This window comes from Streptomyces venezuelae (genome assembly GCF_008642375.1).
GTDB lineage: Bacteria > Actinomycetota > Actinomycetes > Streptomycetales > Streptomycetaceae > Streptomyces > Streptomyces venezuelae_G.
The window spans coordinates 1,881,544-1,904,854 of the sequence record NZ_CP029194.1 but is presented as its reverse complement, the minus strand read 5'-3'; the positions used below and the strand labels follow the sequence as shown (position 1 = coordinate 1,904,854).

The window sequence follows — 23,311 nt, the reverse complement described above, 5'->3', positions numbered from 1 at the left end:
CCATGGGACTCTTCGTCTTCCTCCCCCTCGTCCTCCCGCTCACGGCATGGCCCATCGCCCGGCTCGCCGAGAGCCGGCTCCATCCCCGTACCGCGACGCGCCTCCTCTCTGCCGTCGCCGGCGTCCTCGCGGTGTGCAGCACCCTCTGCCTCGGCCTCCTCATGATCGTCGGTACGGCCCAGCTGCCCGGCAACCCGCTGCCCGACGCCTGGTCGGACCCCGAGGTGCGCGCGGCCCTGCCGTACGACGAGGTGGCCGGCCGGGCGGCCATCCCGGCCCTGCTCGCCGTCCTCGTCTCGTGCGGCATGGCGGCCCGGCGCCAGGTGCGGGCGCGCCGACGGGCCGAGGCCGCGCTCGCCGGTCTGCCCGAGACCTCCGTGACCGTCCTGCCGGACGGCGCCCCCTACGCCTACGCGCTGCCCGGCCGTCGGCGCGGCCGGGTCGTCGTCAGCACCGGCATGCTCGCCGCGCTGACGTCCCGCGAACGCAGGGCGCTTTTCGCCCACGAGCGGGCCCACCTGGCGGGGCGCCACCACCGGCACCTCCTGACGGTCCATCTCGCCGCCCGCGCCAACCCGTTCCTGCGCCCGCTCCGTACCGCCGTCGCCTACACCGCCGAACGCTGGGCCGACGAGGAGGCCGCCGCCGTGGTCGCCAGCCGCCGCTGCGTGGCCCGGGCGATCGGCACGGCGGCCCTCCTGGCCCCGCCGACGACCACCCCTCTGCTCCCCGCGGTCACCGGCGCGGGCCCCGTACCCCGCCGAGTAGCGGCTCTCCTGCGCCCGGCCCCACAGCCCCGCACCTGGCCGTCGCTCTTCACCGCGGTGGGTCTCGCGGCATGGACCGCGGCCTTCGGCACGACGGCCTCCGCCCTCTCCTCGGCGAACTCGGCAGTCACCCTCTTCCTCACCCTCCGCGCGGCCACCCCGATGTAAGGCCCCGGCCCCCGCGGACCGGGCCCCCGGCTAGAGGTCGAATTCGTGGGGCGGCAGGCCGAGGGCGAAGCAGGCCTCGCGGACGACGGACTGTTCCGTCTTGTCGAAGTCGCCGTCGGCGCCGCCGATGACGATGCCTATCTGGACCACCGCGCGGGCCTCGGCGGGCTTCTTCTTCGCCTTGGCGATCTCCTGGAGCACGCCGACCCGGCCGAAGTCGAAGTCGGCCGTCAGCTTGTTCAGATTCTCGTCGAACCGGCGCTGGAGGTCGGTCGCGTCGAAGTTCTGCAGGACCTCGTTCGTCGAGATGAGCTGAGCGACCCGCCGGCGCTCGGCCGGGTCGATCGTCCCGTCGGCGGCGGCCACGAGTGCGCACATCGCCATGCTGGCGTCCCGGAAGGCGCCGCTCTTCAGGTCGTTCTTCCTCGCCACCAGCTGGGTCTGCATCCCCGATGCGGATTCCTTGATGCGGTCCCACAGGGCCATGTTCCGTCACTCCAGTCGTCGTCGGCTGTTTCTACGCTTCTGTAGAACGTGACGGGGTGGGGGAAGGTTCCCGGGCTGGTCGCGATCGCGTAGAGGACGCGTCAAGAGGGCGCCGCGGGACGTATGAGGGGCGTTAACGGAAGCCGCGACCCCGTCCGAGCAGGGGTTTGCTCATCTCGTCCGAGAATCCGTTCTTCCTTCTTCCTGCATCCGGGAGCTCACGATGGCCGACGTGGCCTTCGTCGTCACCACGATCGCGGTCTTCGCGCTGGTGGCCTTCATCGCCAAGGGGGTGGCCAAGCTGTGAGTGCCGAGAACATCGTCGGTCTGCTTGTGGCCGCCGCCCTGCTGGTCTATCTCGTCCTCGCCCTCGTCAAGCCGGAGAGGTTCTGAGTGCGGAGATGAGTCCTGTTCTTGCTGGAGTCCTCCAGCTTCTGGCGTTGATCGTCGCCCTGGGCCTGTCGTACCGGCCGCTGGGTGACTACATGGCGAAGGTGTACTCCTCGGAGAGGCACTACAAGCCCGAGAAGTGGATCTACAAGGCCATCGGGGCCAACGCGAACACGGAGATGCGCTGGCCCGCCTATCTGCGCGGCGTCCTGGCCTTCTCGGCCGTGAGCGTCCTCTTCCTCTACCTGCTCCAGCGGGTGCAGGGTTCGCTGCCCGGCTCGCTGGGCTTCGTGCCGATCGACCCGGACCAGGCGTTCAACACGGCCGCGTCGTTCGTGGCGAACACGAACTGGCAGTCGTACTACGGCGAGCAGGCCATGGGCCACGTCGTGCAGACCGGCGGCCTGGCGGTGCAGAACTTCGTGTCGGCGGCCGTGGGTATGGCCGTGGCCGTCGCCCTCGTCCGTGGCTTCGCCCGGTCGCGTACCGGTGAGCTGGGCAACTTCTGGGCCGACCTGGTCCGCGGCACCGTCCGCATCCTGCTGCCGATCGCCGTGATCGGCGCGCTCGTCCTCGTCGCCTGCGGTGCGATCCAGAACTTCTCCGGCATTCACGAGGTCGGCCAGTTCATGGGCGGCACGCAGCAGTGGAACGGTGGGGCGGTGGCTTCGCAGGAGGTCATCAAGGAGCTGGGCACGAACGGCGGCGGTTACTTCAACGCCAACTCGTCCCACCCCTTCGAGAACCCCAACGGTCTGTCGAATCTCTTCGAGATCTACCTGATCCTGGTGATCCCCTTCGCGCTGACGCGGACCTTCGGCCGCATGGTCGGGAGCATCAAGCAGGGGTACGCGATCCTCGGCACGATGGCCACGATCTGGATCGTGTTCACGGGCCTGATGCTGTGGACCGAGTTCGCCCACAACGGCCCCGCCTTCGACCTTGCCGGCGGGGCGATGGAGGGCAAGGAGACCCGGTTCGGTATCGGCGGCTCGTCGATCTTCGCGGTCGCCACGACGCTGACCTCGACGGGTGCGGTGAACTCCTTCCACTCCTCGTACACCGGCTTCGGTGGCGGGATCACCATGCTGGGCATGCAGCTGGGTGAGATCGCGCCCGGCGGTGTCGGCTCGGGTCTGTACGGCATGCTGATCATGGCGGTCATCGCGGTGTTCATCGCCGGTCTGATGGTCGGCCGCACCCCCGAGTACCTGGGCAAGAAGATCGGCACCCGTGAGATCAAGTTCGCGGCCTGCTACATCCTGATCACCCCGGCCCTGGTGCTGTGCTTCACGGCGGCCTCGTTCGTCCTGGACACCCCGTCGAACTCGATGACGAACTCCAACGCGCACGGCTTCTCCGAGATCCTCTACGCCTACACCTCGGGCGCGAACAACAACGGGTCCGCGTTCGCGGGTCTGAACGCCGACACGCAATGGTTCAACTCGACCATCGGCATCGCGATGCTGCTGGGCCGGTTCCTGCCGATGGTGTTCGTCCTCGCGCTCGCCGGCTCGCTCGCCGAGCAGACGCCCGTACCCGAGACCGCGGGCACGCTCCGTACGGAGAAGCCGCTGTTCACGGGCCTGCTGGTCGGCACCATCATGATCATCGCCGGTCTCACCTACTTCCCGGCCCTCGCGCTGGGACCGCTCGCCGAAGGGCTCGCAGCATGAGCACCATCACCCCCACCCGGCCCACGCGGCCGGAGGCGCCGACAGACGGGCCGGCCGAGGCCGGACGCGTCGGCGGCGGACTGTTCGACCCCAAGCAGCTGGTGAAGTCCTTCCCGGACGCGCTGCGCAAGCTCGACCCCCGGGTCATGGTCAAGTCGCCCGTGATGTTCGTGGTGCTCGTCGGCTCGGTGGTCACCACCGTGCTGGCGGTCAGGAACCCGGGGGACTGGTTCGGCTGGGCGATCACCGTCTGGCTGTGGCTGACCACGATCTTCGCCAACCTGGCGGAGGCGGTCGCCGAGGGCCGGGGCAAGGCGCAGGCCGACACCCTGCGCAAGGCCAAGACCGACACCGTCGCCCGCCGCCTGACCAGGACGGGCGAGGAGCAGGTGCCCGGCACCGAGCTGCGCATCGGCGACCTGGTCGTCTGCGAGGCCGGCGACATCATCCCCGGCGACGGGGACGTCGTGGAAGGCGTGGCCTCCGTCGACGAGTCCGCCATCACCGGCGAGTCCGCCCCGGTCATCCGCGAGTCCGGCGGCGACCGGTGCGCGGTCACCGGCGGCACGAAGGTCCTCTCCGACCGCATCGTCGTCAAGATCACGACGAAGCCCGGTGAGACCTTCATCGACCGGATGATCAACCTGGTCGAGGGCGCGGCGCGGCAGAAGACCCCGAACGAGATCGCCCTCAACATCCTGCTGGCGTCCCTCACCATCGTCTTCCTGCTCGCCGTCGTCACCCTGAAGCCGTTCGCGATCTACGCGCAGGCCGACGAGCAGACCTCGCTCATCGTCCTGACGGCCCTGCTCGTCTGCCTGATCCCGACCACGATCGGCGCGCTGCTGTCCGCGATCGGCATCGCGGGCATGGACCGGCTGGTCCAGCGCAATGTGCTGGCCATGTCGGGCCGTGCGGTCGAGGCCGCCGGTGACGTGTCGACGCTGCTGCTCGACAAGACCGGCACCATCACGCTCGGCAACCGCCAGGCGTCGGAGTTCGTGCCCGTCAAGGGCACGACGGCGGCCGAACTCGCCGACGCCGCCCAGCTCTCCTCCCTCGCCGACGAGACCCCCGAGGGCCGCTCGATCGTCGTCCTCGCGAAGGAGAAGTACGGCCTGCGCGAGCGCCACCAGGGCGAGCTCTCCCACGCCACGTGGATCGAATTCACCGCCCAGACCCGCATGTCGGGTGTCGACGTCGACGGCAGGAAGACCCGCAAGGGCGCGACCGGCTCGGTCGTCGCCTGGGTGAAGGAGCAGGGTGGCACCGTCGCCGATGACGCGCAGGCGCTCACGGACCGGATTTCCCAGGCCGGTGGCACGCCGCTGCTGGTGGCTGTGGAAGACGACAAGGGCGCGCGGGTTCTCGGTGTCGTCCACCTGAAGGACGTCGTCAAGGAGGGCATGCGGGAGCGGTTCGACGAGCTGCGCCGGATGGGCATCAAGACGGTCATGATCACGGGTGACAACCCGCTGACCGCGAAGGCCATCGCGGAGGAGGCGGGTGTCGACGACTTCCTCGCCGAGGCCACCCCCGAGGACAAGATGGCCCTCATCAAGCGCGAGCAGGCGGGCGGGAAGCTGGTCGCGATGACGGGCGACGGCACCAACGACGCCCCCGCGCTGGCCCAGGCGGACGTCGGCGTGGCGATGAACACGGGCACGTCGGCCGCCAAGGAGGCCGGCAACATGGTCGACCTCGACTCCAACCCGACCAAGCTCATCGAGATCGTCGAGATCGGCAAGCAGCTCCTCATCACCCGGGGTGCGTTGACGACCTTCTCGATCGCCAACGACGTGGCGAAGTACTTCGCGATCATCCCCGCGATGTTCACCGTCGCCTACCCGTCCCTCGACAAGCTCAACATCATGGGCTTGACCTCGCCCGAGTCCGCGATCCTCTCGGCCGTCATCTTCAACGCGCTGATCATCATCGCCCTCGTGCCGCTGGCGTTGAAGGGCGTGCGCTACCGGCCCTCCAGTGCGGACTCGATGCTCCGCCGCAACCTCGGGATCTACGGACTCGGCGGCCTGATCGCCCCGTTCATCGGCATCAAGATCATCGACGTGCTCCTCTCCCTCATCCCCGGAATCGGTTGATCCACGATGAACAACTCAGCAGTGAACACCGGCCGAGTGCTGTGGGCGGGACTCCGCGCCCTCCTCGTCCTGAGCGTGATCACCGGCGTCCTCTACCCGCTCGCCGTCACCGGCATCGCCCAAGTGGCCTTCCCCGGCGAGGCGAACGGCTCCGAGATCAAGAGCGAGGGCAAGGTCGTCGGATCCGAACTCATCGGCCAGACCTACAACCTCCCCCTCAAGGAAGGTGAGGAGACGGCGGCGCCGGACCTGAAGTGGTTCCAGCCCCGCCCCTCCAACGGCCTGGGCACCAACAGCGTCAACGGGCAGTACAAGCTGATCCTCTCCGGCGCGACCAACCGATCCGGTGACAACGAGGACCTGATCCAGTGGGTCAAGGACGCCAAGGCCGCCGTGGTGAAGGACAATTCGGTCGGCGGCTACAAGGTGAAGCCGTCCGACGTGCCCGCCGACGCGGTCACCTCCTCCGGTTCGGGCCTCGACCCGCACATCTCCCCGCAGTACGCCGAGATCCAGGTCCACCGGGTCGCGGAGAGGAACCACCTCACCGTCGCCCAGGTCGACAAACTGGTCGCCGACCACACCGACGACCGCATCCTCGGCTTCATCGGCGAACCCCGGGTCAACGTCCTCCAACTCAACATTGCCCTGAAGGAGTTGGCGAGTCGCTAGTGCTGTGACCGCATAGGTTCGGCGGGTTGGTTGTCGTGGCGGTTGGATGTGCGGTGACGTCCGATCCAACCGCCGGAGGCGCGGTGGCCGAGCCTGTCCGTGTGCGCAGACCGACCGACCAGGAGGGGCAGCGGCTGCAGCAGATCGTGCGCCGGGGCAGCACCAACTCGGTGCGCTATCGGCGCGCGATGATGCTGCCGGCATCGGCCGGCGGGAACCGGGTGCCGGTGATCGCCCAGCTGGTGGCGGCCGACGAGGACACCGTGCGCGATGAGATCCGCGGGTTCAACGAGAATCGAGGCCCACTTCGGACCGCTGAGGCCCAGCGTAGATAGGCGTGCAGGGCTCTGACGGCTCGATCTCCCCCGCGAAGACGATGACCTGGTCGATGAGGCTCCGCCTCAGATGGACCACGTCCGTTCCCGCCAGGCGGGGGCCTCCATCCGGCGTCGTGAAGACCCACTGGTACCGGGCCCACTCGTCCGGCATGTCCACCGCCGAACAGCGCACCATCGTGCCGGTCCCCGCGGGGTGGCGCCGGATGTCCAGCACGAACCGCTCGACCGCCTCGATCCCCTCACTGCGGCCCAACGGTCCCCAGAAGACCACGTCCGAGGTTAGGGCCTGGGAGAGCAACGCAGTCACATAGCTGTCGTCCGAGGCGTTGAACGCGGAGATGAACGTGTCGATCGCGGACCGCGCGGTCTCTTCCTGCATGCACCAGTAATACCAGTCGCCTGGCGGAACGCGCTCGTCCCGTGAGCCGTCCTCCGGCCACGGTGAACCATCCCGGTCACAGCACTAGGGAGCGCGGGGATGGCCGGCTCCACCTCGCGCCGGCTCAAGCCGGATCTCCGGGACTCTGACCGGCGCCCGTCCCCTCGCCAGGGCCAGGACGGGCACGGCCGCACCGGTGGCGACGGTGCCGACACCGGCGCCGTCGGACAGGTCGAGCAGTCCGCCGAGGACGAGGAGGGAGGTGACGGTGTGCTCGGAGAAGCCGCCGAGGACGCGGCGATCGGGCTCCGCCACGACGACAGATGCAGCAGGCGATACATCTGCTCCCTCGGTCGGTGCCGGCGTCACCCGAGTGCGAGGCAACCGGCCCCAGGACGTGGGCCACGTGGGCGATCCGTCGGCCCGGGCTTCGCCCGGCACCGGACGTCGTGTCGTCGTGTGGCTGTGTGCCCGCGTCGCCATGACCGGCTGCACGGCCGTCCGTCTGTTCGGCGCCGCGCTCGCCGGCGCCTCGTGCCCACCAAGGAGAGATCCATGTCCCGAGTCCCGCGCCTGGCTGCCACCGCCACGGCCGCCCTCGCCCTCACCGTGCTCGCCGCGGGCCCCGGCGCGGCCGGTGAAACGGTCGTGACGGACCCGCGCATCGTCGCCCGCTTCGACTTCGCGCTCGGCCAGGCGCCCGAGAACATCGCCCTCGAACCGGACGGTTCCGCGAACCTGACCATGAGCTTCGCCCGGCAGGTCGTCAATGTCGACAAGAAGGGCGGGAAGCGGAGCGTCGCGACCCTGCCCGTCGTCACCGACCCGAACACCCCCGTCATCGGCGTGGCCGCCGTCATGGGCATCACACGCGCCCACGACGGCACGCTCTACGTCACCTACGCCACCGGCACGAGCGAGAACGGCATCTGGCGCATCGGGGCCGACGGCAGCGCGCCCGTCCAGATCGCGAAGCTGCCGGCCGACGGCTTCCCCAACAGCCTTGCCCTCGACGAGAAGTGCGGTGTGCTCTACGCCGCCGACTCGGTGCTCGGAACGGTGTGGCGCGTCCCGGTGGAAGGTGGGACGCCCACCGCCTGGGCCACGGGTACCGCGCTCCAGCCCCTGCCCGCCCCCGACGGCCTCGTCGGCGCCAACGGCCTCAAGGTCCACAACGGTGCCGTGTGGGTCTCCAACACCGACCGGCGGACGCTGTTGCGCATCCCCGTCCGGGCCGACGAGAGCGCGGGCCCGATCGAGACCAGGGCGACCGGGCTCGCCTGGATCGACGACTTCGCCTTCACCGGTCACGACGACACGGCGCTGGCGGCGCTGATCATGGACAACGCCCTCGCGCTCGTACGCCCCGACGGCACGCACAAGGTCGTCCTCAACGCGCAGGACGGCCTCTCCAACCCGACCTCCGTGGCGGTGCGCGGGAAGACCGTCTACGTCCCCAGCGCGTCGTTCTTCACCGAGGTGAAGGACCCGAACCTCCTCCTCGCCCAGCTGCGAAAGGGCCGCTGACCCGGCCGGAAGGCCGGCCCGCAGTCCGGGCCGCAGGTCAGGCCGCGGGCTTGCCGGGCTGGTCGTGGGTGGCGCAGTGGATCCCCCCACCGCCGGAGGCGATGGTGTCGATCTGCAGCTGGACGACGTCCCGGTCGGGGAAGTGCTCGCCCACGATGGCCTTCGCCCGCGCGTCGGCCTTCTTGTCACCGAACTTGGGCAGGAACACCGAGTCGTTGGCGACGTAGAAGTTCGCGTACGTGGACACGAAGTCGTCTCCCTCGCCGGTGATCCTGTCCAGGTCGGGCTGCGGCAGGTCGACGATCTCGAAGCGGCGGCCCCGCGCGTCGGTCGCCTTGCTGAGCACCGAGCGGGCCTGGTCGGCCGAGCGGGACCAGGAGTCCGGGGGAGTGCCGGGGAACGCCTGGTCGAGCAGGACCACACCGGGCGCGGTGAAGCGTACGAGGCTGTCCACGTGCGCGTCCGTGATGTCCTCGCCGCGGACGCCCGCGAGCCAGACGACCTTCTCCACGCCGAGGTACTCGATCAGCTCGTCCTCGATCTGGTCCCGGCTCTTCCCGCGGTTGCGGTTGTCGTTGACGATCGAGCTCTCCGTGACGAGGAGGGTGCCCTCGCCGTCGGTCTCGAAGGAGCCGCCCTCGGCGACGAGCGGTGCCTGCTCGCGGGGGATGCCGTACCGCGCGAGCAGCTTGCGGCCGACCTGCGCGTCGTCGGTGTGCTCCTGCTTGTTGCCCCAGCCGTTGAACTTGAAGTCCACCCCGACGAGCTTGCCGTCGTCCTCGACGAAGACGGGGACGGTGTCACGGGCCCACAGGTCGTCGACGGCGAGCGGGATGACCTCGACCTGCCTGCCGCAGGCCCGCTGCGCCGCCGCCACCTGCTCCGGGCGGGCCATCATCACGACCTCCTCGTACTCCCCGATCGCGCGCGCGATGCGGGCGATGTCCTCCCGTACGTAGGACAGGTCGTCCTCCCAGACGGAGGCGAGGGCGGGCCAGGACATGAACGTACGGGTGTGGCTGTCCCACTCGGCGCCGAAGTGGCGCTCCCCGTCGGCCGAAGGGGAGCGGGAGGGGGTGCCGGCCGCGCCGCCGAGCGCGGGGTCCTCCGGGCCGCAGGCGGTGGCGCCGAGGCCGAGGGCGGCGCCGATGCCGGCGAAGCCGCGCAAGGCGGTGCGACGGGTGGGAAGGAAGGGGGACACAGCGTGCTCCGATCGTGGGCTGGCGAGAGTATCCGGCGGTGGCCGTGGGATCTCGGGGACGCGGCGCGGTGACGGAATCGCGGGCCTTGGCTTCACGCGTACGGCGGCCGTGAGGACGGCGCCGTGGCGGCGTGAGTGGGGGTGGGCCGTGATCCCACTGTGGCACTGACTGGATTTTCAGTCAAATATGAGGGGAGGGGTTGGGGGAGGGTGTGGGCCGCTGTAGGGTTGATGTCGATATTGACTGAAACTTTAGTCAAGAGGCACCCTCGGCGCGGGGCGCGCCGTGCACCCCACCGGCCCTGCCGTTCCGTACCGCCGAAAGAGCCGCTCATGTCCTCCCCTCTGCCACCCGTGGTCCAGCCGGCCCACCTGCCGCTGACGCCCGCCGACCCCCACGAGATCGGCGGCTACCGGGTCCACGCCCGGCTCGGCTCGGGCGGCATGGGGGTCGTCTATCTCGCCCACACCCCGGGCGGCCGGCCCATCGCCCTGAAGGCGGTGCGCGAGGACTTCGCCGCCGACCCGGAGTTCCGCAGACGGTTCTCCCAGGAGGTCGCGAGCGCGCGCCGCATCCACGGCCTGTTCACCGCGCAGGTGGTGGACGCCGGCCCCGACGACGTCGTCCCCTGGCTGGCCACCGCCTACGTCCCCGGTCCTTCCCTCCAGCAGGTGGTCCAGCGCCACGGGCCGCTTCCGGCGCCCGAGGTGCTGCGCCTGGTCGCCGGGATCGCCGAGGCCCTGCAGGCCATCCACGGGGCGGGTGTGATCCACCGCGACCTCAAGCCCGCCAACGTCCTGATCGCCGAGGACGGCCCGCGCGTCATCGACTTCGGCATCGCGCGCGCGGCCGACGCCACCGGGCTCACCGGCACCGGCCTGCGGATCGGCACCGCCGCGTTCATGGCACCCGAGCAGGCCCTCGGGCACCCCGTGACCCCCGCGACCGACGTCTTCGCGCTCGGTGCCACGGCCGCGTACGTGGCCGGGGGCGTCCTGCCCTTCGGGGCGGGGCCCGAGTCGGCGGCCCTCTACCGCGTGGTCCACGAGCCCGCCGACCTCTCGCACCTGCCGGCGGAGCTGCGCGAGCTCATCGGGCACTGCCTGGCCAAGTCCCCGGAGCGCCGCCCCACCCCGGCGGAGCTGATCGCCGCCGTGCGCGCGCAGCTCGCCGTCGGCCCCGGCCAGGACCTCGGCGGGGCCCTGCCCTCCGGCGGGCACCGACCGCCCGTGCCCGACGGCGGGCTCTCGCCGCACGACCGTCCCACGCGGGCGGCGGCGCCCGCGGTCCGTGTGCCCACGGAGCGGGTCGCGACGGGCAGCGGTGCGCCGGGCGGGGGTGCGCCGGGCGGATCGACCGCGGAGCGGGATGCGGAGCCCGTACGGAAGGGCGGATCGGCGACGGGTGGTTCGGTGAAGGGTGGATCGGCCGCGCGGCGGGGCCGGCGTCGTGGGCGTACGGCTCTGGTGGCCGGGTGCGCCGCGGTCGTCGCCGGTCTTGTGGCGGCGGCCGGCGTCGCGTACTGGCTGACGTCCGGTCCGGACCTGGGCGGCGCGGGACGGGCCGCCGGGTACACGCCGGGCTACGCGGACATGGAGCTGACCGTCCCGGACGACGGCTACGAGTTCGACCTCGGCACCGGGAAGGTCGCGCCCGCCGAGACCGCCGTGTGGTACCTCGCCCGGGACAAGAGCGGGTTCGTGCTTCCGGAGGACGCCGACGCCTTTGTCGCCTCGGGGTACGCGCTCGGTCCGGCCGACTGCGAGCGCGGGGTCGACGCGGAGCCGGTGACGAGCCTGCCGTTCGACGAGCTCGCCGACGAGCGGCCGTTCTGCGTGCGCAGCGCCGACGGCGAGCGGCTCGTCGTGGCGCGCCTGGTCGAGGGGGGTTCCGGCACCGGTCCGGTCACGGTCGTGCTGAGCCAGTACCGGCGGAGCGGCTCAGCCGGCCGGGAGCAGGCAGGGAGCGGGCCGGGATCGAGTGCCGCCCGGCGGTCCGGATAGGGTTCGTGACATGGCATCTCGTAGTACTCAGATCCTGGAAGCGGCCGCCCGGGTGATCGCCCGGCGCGGGGTCCGCGGGCTCCGCGTGGAGGAACTCGCCGAAGAGGCCGGGGTCTCCACCGGTCTGATCTACTACCACTTCAAGGACCGCACCGGAATCCTGCGCCACACGCTGGAGTTCATCAACAGTCGCGCCGAGCGGTACACCGCGGCGCAGGACGAGGCGGCGGAGCCGCTGAGCCCGCGCGAGGAGCTCGACCAGGTGCTGATTCTGGAGCTCCAGGACACGCCGGAGGTGCGGGAGAACAGCACGGCCTGGGGCGAGCTCCGCGCGAGCGCCGTCTTCGACCCGGTCCTGCGCGAGGACCTCGCGCGGGCGACCCTGGTGTGGGTGCAGGAGGTGGCCGGGCTCCTCGGCCAGGTGGAGCCCCTGGCGCCGGCGGTCGGGCTCGCCGCGTCCGCCGAACGGCTCACGGCTCTGCTGGAGGGCCTGAGCATGCGCTGGCTGAGCGGCGGCATCACGATCGACCACGCGCGCACGCTCATGGCGGAGGCCGTCGAGGTGGAGCTGGCCCGGCTGCGACAGTCGTAGCCTCCGGCCTTTCTCCCTTCCGGCCTCCTCCCTCCTGACCCGACTTTCTCGCGCCGCACGCAAAGTCCAAGCGCCGCGGTCGAGTGTCCATGTGCACGGCCCGCGCGGCGCGCTTCTGTGTATCCAGCCGCCTTGAAGGGCTGCGCACGGAGACCAGTCAGGAGTCCCCCATGTCAACTCCTCGAAGAAGCCTGCTCGGTACGGTCGTCGCCGCCGTCGCCCTCGCGGTGACCGCGGGCGGCGCCGAAGCGACAGCGCCCGCACCCGCCCCCGTATCGGCACCCGCCCCCGTACCCGTACCGGCGCAGGCGTCCGGGGCCGCGGCAGCCGCCACGTACAGCGTCACCGTCGGTGCGAAGGGGGCGTGGTCCCAGCCCGACGACACCCCGGCCTCCCCCTACATCGACAAGGACGGCACCTTCTACTTCCAGCAGGCCCACGCGCTCTACGGATCGACGCAGCAGCGCAGGTGGAACTTCTTCACCGGGACGAACTTCGACACGGCGGTCCGGTCGACCGCCCTCAGCGACGCCGTGAACCCGGCGAACCCCAACGACCGCAACAACGACACGACATGGCGGTGCAACAACAGCCCGACCGGCCTGGAGTCCACCTACGCGCCGGTCGGATCGTCGTACTCCCAGCGGAACTTCTGCGACCTGGCCGGGGTGTGGGTAGACCCGGACACCGGCGACTGGTACGGCCTCGTGCACAACGAGTTCACCCCGCAACCCTTCGGCGACGGCGTCCACTTCGACGGGATCGACTACGCGGTCTCCACCGACCAGGGCAGGACGTGGGCCATCAAGGACCACGTCATCACCTCCCCCTTCAGCACCCGGCGAGGCGACACGGCGGCCTTCCCGCAACAGACGTACCACTACGGCGACGGTGACCAGCGCCTGTTCGTCGACACCGCCTCCGGGTACTTCTACGCCTTCTACGGCTCGCGGATCGTGGAGAAGGGCGGCGGCTGGAAGGCCTTCCACGCGCACGTGGCGCGCGCCCCCATCTCCGGGAAGATGGCGCCCGGTTCCTGGAGGAAGTGGTACGACGGAGCCTGGACCGAGCCCGGAGTGGGCGGTCGCGAGAGCAACATGACACCGGTGACGGCGTCCGACACGACCGGCCACACCCCTGTCGGCGGTGAGTACGACCCGACGAACACCGGCACCGTGAGCCAGCAGGTCGCGGCGGGCAAGATGCCCCCCACCTCGCCCCTGTTCGTCATGGACATCACCTACAACGCCCACCTGGGGCTGTACATCGGGGAGCCGCAGGCCGTCGACCAGAGCGGCAACGCGCCCCAGGAGATCTACGCCACCGACGACCTCACCACCCAGAAGTGGTTCCGTCTCGGCGACACGGGCAGCTACCGGAACGCGTCGTGGTACCGCTGGTTCCTCGACGGCGTGAACAAGACCGGTTCCGGGATCGTCGGCAGGAACTTCCGCTCCTACTGCTCCTTCGGCTGCTCGGGCGGAGCGTCCAGTGAGTACGTCAACCTCGCCGTCGACTCCTCCGCACCCGCCGCGCCCGTCGACACGAGCAAGGCGTACCGGATCTCCGCCGCGGGCGGGCGCGTCCTCGCCCAGGTCGCCGGCGGTTCGGCGACCACGTCCGTACCGACAGCAACCGGAGCCGACCTGGAATCGTGGATCTTCACGGCCAACGGAGACGGTTCGCACCGGATCGCCAACGCCGCCACCGGGCAGCTCCTCGGTGTCGACTCGGCCACCACGGGCAGCCGCGCCTGGGGCACCAGGCCGACGGTCACCCCGGCCCCGGCGGGCGGCCCCTCCGTGGGGCAGCAGTGGTTCGTGATCCCCGGCACCTCCGCCGCGGACGGCTCGCCGAACGGCACGTACCGCCTGGTCAACCGCTACAGCGGCCTCGTGATCAGCCTGTCCGGCACGGCGAACCGCCTGGCCGAGACGACTCCCACCCGGAGCTGGAGCAACACCACGGGCAACGCCGTGGGCGGGACGCGGACGGCGGGCGAGCAGACCCTGACGCTCACCGCGGTCGGCCAGGCCCCCGTCGTGATCGCCGACGGCAACCACACGCTCGCCGCGAGCGGCAAGGCCCTCGACAACCCCGGGCACAGCACCACGGCCGGCACGCAGCTCGTCACCTGGACCCCGAACGGCGGCGCCAACCAGGCCTGGCGCTTCACCCGCGGCGCCGACGGCACCTACCAGCTCGCCAACGCCGAGTCGGGACTCTGCGCCGACGTCGACGGCGGGTCCACGAGCGCCGGGGCCAAGGTCATCCAGTGGAACTGCACCGGCGGCGCCAACCAGCGCTGGACCGTCACGCGGCTGGCGAGCGGCGCGTACACCGTCGCCTCCGTGAAGAGCGGACTGCTGCTCACCACCGCGTCCACCGCCAACGGCGCCGCGGTCACCCAACAGCCGAACTCCGGCTCGGCGTTGCAGCAATGGACGATCGGCTGAGGCTTCGAGGGGTCCGGGCTTGTCAACCCGCCCGCCCGACCGCCCCTCGGGTTGGTCATGCGCCTGACAGTATGAGCGCCGCAGCACCCCATCCGCGGCATCACACCCGAAGGGAGCGATCGGCGCATGACCAAGCCTGAGAGCCCGGTTCACGACTACGACGTCGTCATCAGCGGGGCCGGCCTCGCCGGCAGCGCCGCGGCGATCCTGCTCGCCCGGCGCGGTGTCCGTGTCGCCCTGCTGGAGCGCCGCTCGGACCCCGGGGCGTACAAGGTGCTGTGCACCCACTCCCTCACCGCCAACGCCCACCCGGTCCTCGAGGAGCTCGGTCTCGTCCCCGCGCTGGAGAAGGCGGGGGCCGTCCGCAACGAGGCCCGCTGGTACACCCGTTGGGGATGGATCCACCCGAAGCCCGCGCCGGCGGGGCCCCCGCTGCCGTACGGGTACAACGTCCGGCGCAGCACCCTCGACCCGCTGATCAGGTCCCGTGCGGCGGAGACCCCCGGCGTCGACCTGCTCCTCGGCCATCAGGTGACCGGCCTGACCCGGGAAGCGGGGCGCACGGTCGGAGTGCGCGCGTCGACACCACAGGGCGAGCGCGAGATCCGCGCCCGCCTCGTGGTCGGCGCCGACGGCAGGGACTCGCCCGTGGCGAAGTTCGCCGACGTGCCGACGCGGGAGTACGAGAACACCCGGTTCGGCTATCTGGCGCACTTCCGCGACCTGCCGCTGCGCGACGGGATCGCCCACACCTGGTTCCTCGAACCCGACATGGCGTACGCCTTCCCGAACGACGGCGGGGTGACGGTCGTGGCCGTGGTCCCGGACAAGAAGTGGCTGCCGGCCTTCCGGGCGGACCTGGAGCGCAGTTTCCTCGACTTCGTCCGCGACCTGCCCGACGCGCCGCCGATCGACTCCGCCGAGCGCGTCACGAAGATCATCGGCACGGTCGACTACCCCCTCCGCAGCCGCAGGCCCACCGCCCCGGGCCTCGCCCTCGTCGGCGACGCGGCCCTGACGAGCGACCCCCTGTGGGGAGTGGGCTGCGGGTGGGCCCTGGAGACCGCGAAGTGGCTGACCGAGGCCGTCGCCCCGGCCGTGACCGGCGCGGGCGACCTGGACAGGGCGCTCGCGGCGTACGGGCGCGGCCACCGGCGCCGCCTGACCGGCCACCAGAAGCTGGCCGTCGACTTCGCCAAGGCCCGCCCGTTCAACCCCGTGGAGCGGCTGATCTTCTCGGCGGCGGTGCGCGACGATTCGCTGGCCCGGCACATGCACCTGTTCGCTTCCCGCCTGATCGGCCCGCTCCGGTTCGTGAACCCGGTGATCATGGCCAAGTCCTGGGCCGTCAACATCAAGCACCGCCGGGCGTGACCCTGCCGGGCCCATGAGCGCTGACCGGGGACCCGTCCATCACTCATCCGTGTGGAATCTCCTGCGCACCGGCGCACAGCAGGGTCCGGGAGCGCCCCCGCTGATCACGGGCGCGCTCGCGGGGTGACCGGAGCGCGCCCGGCGTACTCGCCCTCCGGGGGCGGCTCCGGCGCGCGTGCCCGGTCCCTACACTCCCCGCACATGTCGCTCTGGCTGCTCAACCACTTCAGCACCACCACTCTCGCCGTGGTCACCGTCGGCGGGACCGTCGTCCTGGCCGTCACCGGCAGCGTGCTGCTCCGCCGCAGGTACCCCTCGCTGGCCGAGGGGGAGCACAACGACATGGTCGGCGTGACCCTGGGGATGTTCGGCGCGATCTACGGGATCATCCTCGCCTTCGTCATCGTCACCCTCTGGACGCAACTGGAGAACACCCAGACCATCGTCGCCACCGAGGCCACCGACATGGCCCTCATCGCCCGGGACGCCGCCGCCTTCCCGCCCGACGTCCGCGCCCGCCTCGACACCGCCCTGAGCGCCTACGTCCACGGGGTCGTGGAGGACCAGTGGCCGCTGATGCGCGAGGGACAGCCGAGCTACGGGGCCACGGCGAACCGGTTCCAGACCGTCTTCGAGGTGCTCCAGTCGTACGAGCCGAAGACCGTCCGCGAGGAGGTCTTCTACGAGCAGGCCGTCAGCCACCTGAACGACGTCGCCTCCCAGCGCCGGGCCCGGATCACCATGGCCGAGCAGGAACTCCCGCCGCTGCTCCAGGTGCTGGCCTTCGGAGGCGCGCTCGTCCTGATCCCGCTCACCTTCCTCTACGGCATGCGCAAGCTGCGGATCCAGATCCTCTTCGTCTCCTCCGTCGCCGCCCTCATCGGCTTCAGCCTGCTCCTGGTCTTCGTCCTCGACCGCCCGTTCGCCGGCGAGCTCAGCGTGAGTCCCGCGCCGTACCGCGAGGGAGCACTTGAGCGGTACTGGACGGAGTGAAGGTCGGGCCCGCTCTCAGTCGACGGCCTGGTAGAGCGTGGTCCAGAAGTCGTTCATGACGCGCGGGGAATCCGGAGTGGACAGTCCGACCTGGGTGAGCAGGACTCCGGTGAGCCGGTTGGTCCTGTCCGCGTAGGCGGTGGTGCCGGTACCGCCGAACCAGCCGAACCGGCCGGCGGGCGCGTAGTCGCCGCGATAGGTGCGTACCGCCATCCCGAAGCCCCAGCCGCCGCTCGACCCCTGGCCGGACGACAGGTGGGCGACGGTGCCGAACATGGCGTCCCGGGCCGCCAGTTGCCCGGGCGTGAGGCGATTGGTGGTCATCAGCTCGACGGCCGCCCGCGACAGGATGCCTGGCCGCGGAGCCGGACCGCGACCGCTCCGGCTACCGCCGCTACCGATCGGGCGAGCTGTTCCGGCTGGTCCAGGTCCGGACCCTGGCAGCGGCCGGCGTGCCGCTGGCCGAGATCGGCGACCTGCTCGACGCCGATCCCGAGGCGTTCGCCGCCACCCTGGACGACGTCCGTCACCGGCTCACCGAACGGATCGACGAGCTGATCGCGCGCCGCGACAGACTGCACCGTCTCGACCACGGCGACCGGGCCCTGCTGCCCGACCGGGCCTGCGCGGTCCTGGACCGACTCGCCGAACTCGGCTTCGGCCCCGACCACGTGTCCGGACAACGGGAGGCACTGGTGCTGACCCGCGCACTGGTCCCGGAGATCTTCGACGGCTTCCTGACCCGGCTCGAACACTCGCTTGACGATCCCGAGTCCGTCGAGCTGACCAAGCGCGGCTGGGACGCGAGGACTTGGGACCCGGACGACCCGCGGATCGAGGAACTGGCCTCCGCGCTGGCCGACAAGCTGCTGGCCGACCGCGCGCTCCTGGCGATGCCGACCGGGTTCCAGAACCGGTCCGACGCCGCCTCCCGGTACGGAATGGTCGACCACCACCGGGAGGACCGGGCACCGTCCATCGCCCGGTTGAACACGCTGAGCGAGGCGAAGCTGCGTGCGGCCGGCATCGCCGTTCCGCAGCAGTGACGTCGACGTCGGCGCGCTGGTTCAAGTGCTGCCTCGGTGTCCTTCGAGCTCGCGCCGACCGGTCGGCGCGAGCCCCCTTCGGACTCGGCCGCGAAGGTCGAGACCCCCGGGCCGGTGAGACGGGGCGTCTCAGTCCGTCCGCTCCCCGAACGCCCCGAGGATGCGCTCCGCCGCGAGCGTCGCGGTCAGTTCGCCGTTCCTGACCAGCCGCTCGACGTCCGGGGCGAGCGCCCGTACCGCCGGATGGGAGTTCAGCCGGCCCAGCAGCTCGTCCTTGACCATCGTCCAGGCCCAGTCGACCTGCTGGTCCCGGCGCCGGGCGTCGAGGCGGCCCGCCGCGTCGAGGATCGAGCGGTGGTTCTCCAGCCGCTCCCACACCTCGTCGAGGCCGCTCGACTCCCGCGCGCTGCAGCTGAGCACCGGCGGGGTCCACACCGCCTCCCGGCCGTGCATCAGCCGTAGTGCGCCCGCCAGTTCCCTGGCCGCGGCGCGGGCGTCGGTCGCGTGCGGACCGTCCGCCTTGTTCACGGCCACGACGTCCGCGAGCTCCAGGACGCCCTTCTTGATGCCCTGCAACTGGTCTCCGGTGCGCGCCAGCGACAGCAGCAGGAAGGAGTCGACCATGTTCGCCACGGCCGTCTCCGACTGGCCGACGCCGACCGTCTCGACCAGGATCACGTCGTAGCCGGCGGCCTCCATGACCACGATCGACTCCCGCGTCGCCTTGGCGACGCCGCCGAGGGTGCCCGCGCTGGGGGAGGGGCGGATGAAGGCCGCGGGATCCACCGCGAGCCGCTCCATCCGCGTCTTGTCGCCCAGGATCGAGCCGCCGGTCCGCGTCGAGGACGGATCGACGGCGAGGACGGCGACCCGGTGGCCGAGGCCCGTGAGCATCGTGCCGAAGGCGTCGATGAAGGTCGACTTCCCGACGCCGGGCACGCCGCTGATGCCGATCCGCCGCGCCCGGCCGCTGTGCGGCAGCAGCCGGGTGAGCAACTCCTGGGCGAGCGCCCGGTGATCGGGCCGGGTGGACTCCACGAGGGTGATGGCGCGCGCCACGAGGGCGCGCTTCCCCTCGCGCACGCCCTTCACGTACGTGTCGATGTCGATGGCCATGGGATCAGAGATCGTGTCCCAGGTCGGAGGCGAGCCGGCGCACCAGGTCCGCGGCCGCGTCCGGGATCACCGTGCCGGGCGGGAAGACGGCGGCGGCCCCCATGTCGAGGAGCGTGGGCACGTCCTGGGGCGGGATGACACCGCCGACCACGATCATGATGTCCTCCCGGCCCTCGGCGGCAAGCTCCTCCCGAAGTGCCGGGACGAGCGTGAGGTGACCGGCCGCCAGCGACGAGACACCCACGATGTGGACGTCCGCCTCGACGGCCTGCCGGGCCACCTCGGCCGGGGTCTGGAAGAGGGGGCCCACGTCGACGTCGAAGCCCAGGTCGGCGAAGGCGGTGGAGATCACCTTCTGGCCGCGGTCATGACCGTCCTGGCCCATCTTGGCGACCAGGATGCGGGGGCGCCGGCCCTCGGCCTCCTCGAAGGCGTCGACGAGCGCGCGGGTGCGGTCCACGGTGGGGGACTCTCCTGCCTCGTTGCGGTACACGCCGGAGATCGTACGGATCTGGCCCGCGTGCCGCCCGTACACCTTCTCCAGGGCGTCGGAGATCTCCCCGACGGTGGCCTTGGCCCGCGCGGCGCGGACGGCCAGCTCCAGGAGGTTCCCGGAGCCGCCGGCGGCCCGGGTGAGGTCGTCGAGCGCGTCCTGGCAGGCCCGCTCGTCGCGCTCGGCGCGCAGCCGCCGCAGCTTCTCGATCTGCTGGGCACGGACGGAGGAGTTGTCGACCTTCAGGACGTCGATCTGCTCGTCCCCGTCGACCCGGTACTTGTTCACCCCGATGACCGGCTGGCGCCCCGAGTCGATCCGCGCCTGGGTACGGGCGGCGGCCTCCTCGATGCGGAGCTTCGGGATGCCCGCGTCGATGGCCTTCGCCATGCCGCCGGCCGCCTCGACCTCCTGGATGTGCTGCCAGGCGCGGCGGGCCAGGTCGTACGTCAGCTTCTCCACGTACGCGCTGCCGCCCCACGGGTCGATGACCCGGGTCGTCCCCGACTCCTGCTGGATCAGCAGCTGGGTGTTGCGGGCGATGCGCGCAGAGAAGTCCGTCGGCAGCGCGAGCGCCTCGTCGAGGGCGTTGGTGTGCAGCGACTGCGTGTGGCCCTGGGTGGCGGCCATCGCCTCCACGCAGGTGCGGGTGACGTTGTTGAAGACGTCCTGGGCGGTCAGCGACCAGCCGGAGGTCTGCGAATGGGTGCGCAGCGAAAGGGACTTGGAGTTCCTCGGGTCGAACTCCTTGACCAGCTTGGCCCACAGGAGACGGGCCGCGCGCAGCTTGGCCACCTCCATGAAGAAGTTCATGCCGATCGCCCAGAAGAACGACAGACGCGGCGCGAACGCGTCCACGTCCAGGCCGGCCTCGCGGCCCGCCCGGATGTACTCGACCCCGTCCGCCAGCGTGTACGCCAGCTCCAGGTCGGCCGTCGCGCCCGCCTCCTGGATGTGGTAGCCGGAGATCGAGATGGAGTTGTAGCGCGGCATGTTCTGCGAGGTGAAGGCGAAGATGTCGGAGATGATCCGCATCGACGGCTTCGGCGGGTAGATGTAGGTGTTGCGGACCATGAACTCCTTGAGGATGTCGTTCTGGATGGTCCCCGTGAGCTTCTCGGCCGACACTCCCTGCTCCTCGGCCGCGACGATGTACAGCGCGAGGACGGGCAGGACCGCGCCGTTCATCGTCATCGACACCGACATCTTGTCCAGCGGGATGCCGTCGAAGAGCTGCCGCATGTCGTAGATCGAGTCGATGGCCACGCCCGCCATGCCGACGTCGCCGGTGACGCGCGGGTGGTCGCTGTCGTAACCGCGGTGCGTCGGCAGGTCGAAGGCGACCGACAGGCCCTTCTGGCCGGCCGCCAGGTTCCGCCGGTAGAAGGCGTTGGACTCCTCGGCGGTCGAGAAGCCCGCGTACTGGCGGATCGTCCACGGCTGGTTGACGTACATCGTCGGGTACGGGCCGCGCAGGTACGGCGCCGTGCCCGGGTAGGTGCCGAGGAAGTCGACGTCCTCCAGGTCGTGCCCGGTGTACAGCGGCTGCACCGCGATGCCCTCGGGCGTCTCCCAGAGCGAGCCGTCCCCGTCGGAGGCCTGCTTGGCGGCGGCGCGCCACTCCTCGGTGCTGCCGGCGGCGGACGGCGACCCCAGTTCGATCCCGGTGAAGTCCGGGATTCCGATTCCCATCAGGACACTCCCATGCGGTCGAGGGCGGCGGTGAGCACGGCGACCGCGTCGCACCCCGCGAAGACGTACGTGTCGACACCGGCGTACGAGCCGGGCCGGCCGGCCAGTGCCACGTGCCCGGCCCCGGCCTCCCGGAGAGCGGCGGCGGCGGACTCGGCCTGCTCCTCGTACAGGGCGTCGCTGGAGCAGAGGCAGGCCTCGGTGGCGCCGCTCTCCTCGAACGGCCCCTCGGTGACGGGCTCGATACCGCCCGCCTGGAGGAGGTTGGCGGTGAAGGTGAGGCGTGCCGTGTGCGCGGCGGCGGGCCCGAGGGCCGCCAGGTAGACACGCGGCCGGGCACCCGTCGCGGCGAGGTGGGCGTCGGAACGGGCGCGCAGCGCCTCGTACGCCTCGTCACGCCGGACGCGCGGCAGGCCACCGCCCGGCGCGGCGGGCGCCGGCTCGCGCACCACGGGCTTCTCCGCCAGGTGCGGGAACTCGCTGACGCCGGTGACGGGTTCGCGGCGCTTGGCGAGCCGCTTGCTGCGCTCCTCCCAGTTGGCGGCGAGCTCCCGGCCGACCAGGCCCGAGCGCAGGGCGGCGGCCAGGCCTCCCGCACGCTCGATCTCCTGGAAGAACTCCCAGGCTGCCCGGGCGAGTTCGTCGGTCAGCGACTCCACGTACCAGGAGCCGCCGGCCGGGTCGATCACCCGGGACAGGTGCGACTCCTCGATGAGGATCGTCGAGGTGTTCCGGGCGATACGACGGGAGAAGGCGTCCGGCAGGCCCAGGGCGTGGTCGAAGGGGAGCACGCTGACCGAGTCGGCGCCGCCGACGCCGGCCGCCAGTGTGGCGATCGTCGTCCGCAGCATGTTCACCCACGGGTCGCGGGCCGTCATCATGACCGAGGACGTCACCGCGTGCTGGCGCTGCGCACCGGCCGCCGGCGCGCCACAGGCCTCCGCGATCCGCGCCCACAGGCGCCGGGCGGCCCGGAGCTTGGCGATGGTCAGGAACTGGTCGGCGGTGGCCGCGTAACGGAACTCCAGCTGCCCGAGGGCCTGTTCGACGGTCAGGCCGCCCTCGGTGAGCGCCCGCAGATAGGCGACGCCGCCGGCGAGCGCACAGCCGAGCTCCTGCGCGGTGGAGCCGCCGGCCTCGTGGTACGGCAGGGCGTCCACGGTCACGGCCCGCAGCTGCGGGTACGTCTCCGCGCAGCGCCGCGCCAGAGCGACGGTGCCGGGGAAGTCGTCACCGTCGTAGGCCTGCCCGGTCCGGGCCTCGGTGCCGAGCGGGTCGGCGCCGAGATTGCCGGCGGCGGCCTCGGGCGCCACGCCACGGCGTTCGTAGATCGCGAACAGCTCGTCCGCGGCGGCCGAGGTCTCCGGGCCGGCGTCGAGGGCGACCGGGGCCAGGTCGAGGTAGACGCCCTGGAGGAGCCGGTCGAGTTCCGGCACCGGTACACCGGCCGGCCCGACGGCCAGCCACAGCGAGGTGACGCCGTTCTCCAGGTCGGTGAGGACCGCCTCGGGGTCGGCGGCCACGTGCCGCTGGCGCACGTCCCAGCCGCTCGCGGTGTTGCCCTCGGCCCGGCCGCCGCGAACGAACGGGGCGAAGCCGGGGAGGCCGGGATCGGGGGCGGCGTCGGCGGCCGTGTACAGGGGGCGGGCGCGCAGGCCGTCCTCGAGGGCGGTGGACAGGACGTCCTCGGCCTCGGCGTCCGGCACGTCCTTGCCCGACCTGCTCAGCACGCCCGCGACGAGGCGACGCCACTGGTCGTGGGTCGCTGCGGGGAACTCGGCGGCCAGGGAGAGGCCATCGTCAGGCAGCACAGTCATGCCTCGGATGCTAGGTGAAGGC

General features: G+C 71.3%; 20 protein-coding genes and 1 pseudogene. 13 read left to right on the top strand and 8 right to left on the bottom strand.

Annotated elements, in window-relative coordinates; all coding sequences use genetic code 11:
- The first annotated feature begins 2 nt into the window (after nt 1–2).
- Nucleotides 3–935, top strand: coding sequence for a M56 family metallopeptidase (locus DEJ46_RS08440; RefSeq protein WP_150264924.1), 933 nt, complete (start codon nt 3–5; stop codon nt 933–935).
- 30 nt (nt 936–965) lie between these two features.
- Here DEJ46_RS08440 and DEJ46_RS08435 read toward each other — a convergent pair whose 3' ends face one another.
- Nucleotides 966–1,421, bottom strand: a complete 456-nt coding sequence (locus DEJ46_RS08435; RefSeq protein ID WP_150264923.1) for a tellurite resistance TerB family protein — start codon at nt 1,419–1,421, stop codon at nt 966–968.
- A 303-nt stretch (nt 1,422–1,724) separates the two neighbouring features.
- Here DEJ46_RS08435 and kdpF point away from each other — a divergent pair, with 303 nt between their 5' ends.
- The 5 genes and pseudogenes from kdpF to DEJ46_RS39775 form a co-directional block, all read left to right on the top strand.
- Complete coding sequence (gene kdpF, locus DEJ46_RS08430) at nt 1,725–1,814, top strand: K(+)-transporting ATPase subunit F (RefSeq protein WP_150264922.1); 90 nt, start codon at nt 1,725–1,727, stop codon at nt 1,812–1,814.
- Between the two features lie 8 nt (nt 1,815–1,822).
- The gene (gene kdpA / locus DEJ46_RS08425; RefSeq protein ID WP_150264921.1) at nt 1,823–3,487 is read left to right on the top strand and encodes a potassium-transporting ATPase subunit KdpA; all 1,665 of its coding nucleotides are present in this window, start codon (nt 1,823–1,825) and stop codon (nt 3,485–3,487) included.
- A complete protein-coding gene (gene kdpB / locus DEJ46_RS08420; protein WP_150264920.1) occupies nt 3,484–5,589 on the top strand; it encodes a potassium-transporting ATPase subunit KdpB in 2,106 nt (701 codons plus the stop codon). Before kdpA ends, kdpB begins: the two co-directional genes overlap by 4 nt.
- Before the next feature lie 6 nt (nt 5,590–5,595).
- Nucleotides 5,596–6,261, top strand: coding sequence for a potassium-transporting ATPase subunit C (locus tag DEJ46_RS08415; protein ID WP_150264919.1), 666 nt, complete (start codon nt 5,596–5,598; stop codon nt 6,259–6,261).
- Between the two features lie 83 nt (nt 6,262–6,344).
- Nucleotides 6,345–6,554: pseudogene (locus DEJ46_RS39775) on the top strand (IS630 family transposase); the annotation flags it as partial.
- Here the strand turns inward: DEJ46_RS39775 and DEJ46_RS08405 are convergent.
- Entirely contained in the window at nt 6,547–6,978 is a 432-nt protein-coding gene (locus tag DEJ46_RS08405; protein ID WP_150264918.1) for a nuclear transport factor 2 family protein, read from the bottom strand. The pseudogene DEJ46_RS39775 and the gene DEJ46_RS08405 sit on opposite strands and share 8 nt — an antisense overlap.
- Nucleotides 6,979–7,062: 84 nt before the next feature.
- Complete coding sequence (locus tag DEJ46_RS08400) at nt 7,063–7,293, bottom strand: hypothetical protein (RefSeq protein ID WP_150264917.1); 231 nt, start codon at nt 7,291–7,293, stop codon at nt 7,063–7,065.
- 240 nt (nt 7,294–7,533) lie between these two features.
- On the opposite strand from DEJ46_RS08400, the gene DEJ46_RS08395 reads away from it, so the two are divergent.
- Entirely contained in the window at nt 7,534–8,505 is a 972-nt protein-coding gene (locus DEJ46_RS08395) for an SMP-30/gluconolactonase/LRE family protein (RefSeq protein ID WP_150264916.1), read from the top strand.
- 37 nt (nt 8,506–8,542) lie between these two features.
- On the opposite strand, the gene DEJ46_RS08390 is transcribed toward DEJ46_RS08395, so the two are convergent.
- Nucleotides 8,543–9,706, bottom strand: a complete 1,164-nt coding sequence (locus tag DEJ46_RS08390) for an agmatine/peptidylarginine deiminase (protein WP_150264915.1) — start codon at nt 9,704–9,706, stop codon at nt 8,543–8,545.
- Between the two features lie 333 nt (nt 9,707–10,039).
- On the opposite strand from DEJ46_RS08390, the gene DEJ46_RS08385 reads away from it, so the two are divergent.
- The 5 genes from DEJ46_RS08385 (at nt 10,040) to DEJ46_RS08365 (ending at nt 17,125) form a co-directional block, all read left to right on the top strand.
- Nucleotides 10,040–11,710, top strand: coding sequence for a serine/threonine-protein kinase (locus DEJ46_RS08385; RefSeq protein ID WP_150264914.1), 1,671 nt, complete (start codon nt 10,040–10,042; stop codon nt 11,708–11,710).
- A 10-nt stretch (nt 11,711–11,720) separates the two neighbouring features.
- Entirely contained in the window at nt 11,721–12,302 is a 582-nt protein-coding gene (locus tag DEJ46_RS08380) for a TetR/AcrR family transcriptional regulator (protein ID WP_150264913.1), read from the top strand.
- Between the two features lie 170 nt (nt 12,303–12,472).
- Complete coding sequence (locus tag DEJ46_RS08375) at nt 12,473–14,758, top strand: RICIN domain-containing protein (RefSeq protein WP_150264912.1); 2,286 nt, start codon at nt 12,473–12,475, stop codon at nt 14,756–14,758.
- A gap of 126 nt (nt 14,759–14,884) precedes the next feature.
- Nucleotides 14,885–16,132, top strand: coding sequence for an NAD(P)/FAD-dependent oxidoreductase (locus DEJ46_RS08370; protein WP_150264911.1), 1,248 nt, complete (start codon nt 14,885–14,887; stop codon nt 16,130–16,132).
- A 201-nt stretch (nt 16,133–16,333) separates the two neighbouring features.
- Complete coding sequence (locus tag DEJ46_RS08365; RefSeq protein ID WP_150264910.1) at nt 16,334–17,125, top strand: DUF4239 domain-containing protein; 792 nt, start codon at nt 16,334–16,336, stop codon at nt 17,123–17,125.
- Nucleotides 17,126–17,140: 15 nt separating this feature from the next.
- Here DEJ46_RS08365 and DEJ46_RS08360 read toward each other — a convergent pair whose 3' ends face one another.
- Complete coding sequence (locus DEJ46_RS08360; protein WP_411757731.1) at nt 17,141–17,449, bottom strand: hypothetical protein; 309 nt, start codon at nt 17,447–17,449, stop codon at nt 17,141–17,143.
- Nucleotides 17,450–17,577: 128 nt separating this feature from the next.
- On the opposite strand from DEJ46_RS08360, the gene DEJ46_RS08355 reads away from it, so the two are divergent.
- Nucleotides 17,578–18,171 carry a MerR family transcriptional regulator gene (locus tag DEJ46_RS08355; protein WP_223834566.1) on the top strand — a complete coding sequence of 198 codons (594 nt, stop codon included), beginning with the start codon at nt 17,578–17,580 and terminating at the stop codon, nt 18,169–18,171.
- Between the two features lie 129 nt (nt 18,172–18,300).
- Here the strand turns inward: DEJ46_RS08355 and meaB are convergent, their stop codons facing one another.
- From meaB to DEJ46_RS08340, 3 genes are read right to left on the bottom strand one after another with little or no spacing between them, the layout of a single operon-like run.
- Nucleotides 18,301–19,287, bottom strand: a complete 987-nt coding sequence (gene meaB / locus DEJ46_RS08350; protein ID WP_150264908.1) for a methylmalonyl Co-A mutase-associated GTPase MeaB — start codon at nt 19,285–19,287, stop codon at nt 18,301–18,303.
- Between the two features lie 4 nt (nt 19,288–19,291).
- Nucleotides 19,292–21,472, bottom strand: coding sequence for a methylmalonyl-CoA mutase (scpA, locus tag DEJ46_RS08345; protein ID WP_190622505.1), 2,181 nt, complete (start codon nt 21,470–21,472; stop codon nt 19,292–19,294).
- Nucleotides 21,472–23,289, bottom strand: coding sequence for a methylmalonyl-CoA mutase subunit beta (locus DEJ46_RS08340; RefSeq protein WP_150264907.1), 1,818 nt, complete (start codon nt 23,287–23,289; stop codon nt 21,472–21,474). The genes scpA and DEJ46_RS08340 overlap by 1 nt, the downstream gene beginning before the upstream one ends.
- Nucleotides 23,290–23,311 lie beyond the last annotated feature (22 nt).

Excerpts from the sequence above, each read along its gene's own strand:
- kdpB (WP_150264920.1), top strand. The coding sequence starts at position 3,484 with ATGAGCACCATCACCCCCACCCGGCCCACGCGGCCGGAGGCGCCGACA.
- DEJ46_RS08440 (WP_150264924.1), top strand. The coding sequence starts at position 3 with ATGGGACTCTTCGTCTTCCTCCCCCTCGTCCTCCCGCTCACGGCATGG.
- scpA (WP_190622505.1), bottom strand. The coding sequence starts at position 21,472 with ATGGGAATCGGAATCCCGGACTTCACCGGGATCGAACTGGGGTCGCCG.
- meaB (WP_150264908.1), bottom strand. The coding sequence starts at position 19,287 with ATGGCCATCGACATCGACACGTACGTGAAGGGCGTGCGCGAGGGGAAG.
- DEJ46_RS08385 (WP_150264914.1), top strand. The coding sequence starts at position 10,040 with ATGTCCTCCCCTCTGCCACCCGTGGTCCAGCCGGCCCACCTGCCGCTG.
- DEJ46_RS08405 (WP_150264918.1), bottom strand. The coding sequence starts at position 6,978 with ATGCAGGAAGAGACCGCGCGGTCCGCGATCGACACGTTCATCTCCGCG.
- DEJ46_RS08340 (WP_150264907.1), bottom strand. The coding sequence starts at position 23,289 with ATGACTGTGCTGCCTGACGATGGCCTCTCCCTGGCCGCCGAGTTCCCC.
- DEJ46_RS08415 (WP_150264919.1), top strand. The coding sequence starts at position 5,596 with ATGAACAACTCAGCAGTGAACACCGGCCGAGTGCTGTGGGCGGGACTC.
- DEJ46_RS08395 (WP_150264916.1), top strand. The coding sequence starts at position 7,534 with ATGTCCCGAGTCCCGCGCCTGGCTGCCACCGCCACGGCCGCCCTCGCC.
- DEJ46_RS08435 (WP_150264923.1), bottom strand. The coding sequence starts at position 1,421 with ATGGCCCTGTGGGACCGCATCAAGGAATCCGCATCGGGGATGCAGACC.
- DEJ46_RS08375 (WP_150264912.1), top strand. The coding sequence starts at position 12,473 with ATGTCAACTCCTCGAAGAAGCCTGCTCGGTACGGTCGTCGCCGCCGTC.
- kdpA (WP_150264921.1), top strand. The coding sequence starts at position 1,823 with ATGAGTCCTGTTCTTGCTGGAGTCCTCCAGCTTCTGGCGTTGATCGTC.
- DEJ46_RS08365 (WP_150264910.1), top strand. The coding sequence starts at position 16,334 with ATGTCGCTCTGGCTGCTCAACCACTTCAGCACCACCACTCTCGCCGTG.
- DEJ46_RS08360 (WP_411757731.1), bottom strand. The coding sequence starts at position 17,449 with ATGACCACCAATCGCCTCACGCCCGGGCAACTGGCGGCCCGGGACGCC.
- DEJ46_RS08370 (WP_150264911.1), top strand. The coding sequence starts at position 14,885 with ATGACCAAGCCTGAGAGCCCGGTTCACGACTACGACGTCGTCATCAGC.
- DEJ46_RS08380 (WP_150264913.1), top strand. The coding sequence starts at position 11,721 with ATGGCATCTCGTAGTACTCAGATCCTGGAAGCGGCCGCCCGGGTGATC.